The 1,272-nt window shown below is 62.0% G+C and carries 1 protein-coding gene; it reads right to left on the bottom strand.

Annotation, left to right across the window (positions count from 1 at the left end):
- A partial coding sequence (locus tag Q8M88_RS17125) for a Calx-beta domain-containing protein (protein WP_305598362.1) occupies nt 1–1,272 on the bottom strand: 1,272 nt, incomplete at both ends.

The raw sequence follows: 1,272 nt of genomic DNA, 5'->3' as shown, positions 1-1,272 counted from the left end.
CCGCACCGTTGACCGTCTCCAGTCGAACCGTGGGCAGGTCGTCGTCCAGAATCGTGCCCGTGGCCGTGTCTTGTGTCACAACCAGCGGACCGTTGCTGTCAGCCGACACGATCGTGGCAACCACCGTCTCATCGCCTTCGTACGTTCCATCCGGCGTCGGGTCCACCGGGAACGTCACGCTCAGGGTGTTCGCCGGGATCACCACCGTCTTGAGCACCGGTGTCGTGTAGTCCGACCCCTCCGTCGCCTGACCACTCAGCGTGTAGGTCACCGTCGTGGCAAAGGACGACGGGTTGCTCAGGCTGATGGTGAAGGTCAACACCGAGCCGTCTTCCGCGCTCTCGCCTATCGTCGCCGGATTCACCGCAATCGACACCGTCGGCGCGTCGTTGTCCAGAATCGTGCCAATGCCTTGGTTGTCACTGATCGTGGCACCCACCGCACCGCTCAGGTTCACGAAGAAGTTCTCCGACGTCTCGAACAGACTGTCGTTCTCCACCTTCAACGTGATCGTCTGCGTCGTCACATTCGCCGCAAAGTTCAGCGTCCCACTCAGCCCATCGACCAGACCCGCACCGTAGTCTGCAGGCGTCTGCGCCGAGCCCTGTGCCACCGAGTAGTTCACGCTCGATGGCAACTCGCTCTGACCCGTCTTGGTCACCGTGAATGTGATCGTCCCAGCATCCTCATTCACCGTCCGATCGTTGATGGTGAACGTCGGCAAATCACCCGTGTTATTCGCCTCATCCGAGATGGTCCCATTCTCTTGACCATCCGTGATGCTGAGTGCCTGGTTGTTGGTCGAGGCCGCCGTCAGGTTCACCACGAAGTTCTCGGTGGCTTCATACACCGTGTCAGACGCGGGATTCACTCGCACCAGCAACTCGGTCTGCAACGCCGCCAGGGTCACTTGACCGCCCGCCGGCACATCCGTCCACACGCCCGGTGCCGACTCGTATTGGAAGGAGGCCACATCACCGGGCTCAATCGGGTTGATGCCCGCGCCGGCCGCCGCAGCCGCCCAATTCAGCGTCACCGTGGTCGGGAATTCAGACGGATTGCTCAACACCACCTTGTACGTGGCCGGCACCGCTAGGCTTGCCGTTTCACCCGCATCGCTGGCTTCCACCGCCGCACCGTTGACCGTCTCCAGTCGAACCGTGGGCAGGTCGTCGTCCAGAATCGTGCCCGTGGCCGTGTCTTGTGTCACAACCAGCGGACCGTTGCTGTCAGCCGACACGATCGTGGCAACCACCGTCTCATCGCCTTCGT

This window comes from Phenylobacterium sp. (assembly GCF_030693805.1).
Taxonomy (GTDB): domain Bacteria; phylum Pseudomonadota; class Alphaproteobacteria; order Caulobacterales; family Caulobacteraceae; genus Phenylobacterium.
Note: the sequence above shows the minus strand (reverse complement) of the source record. Positions and strands in the feature narration are given on the sequence as shown.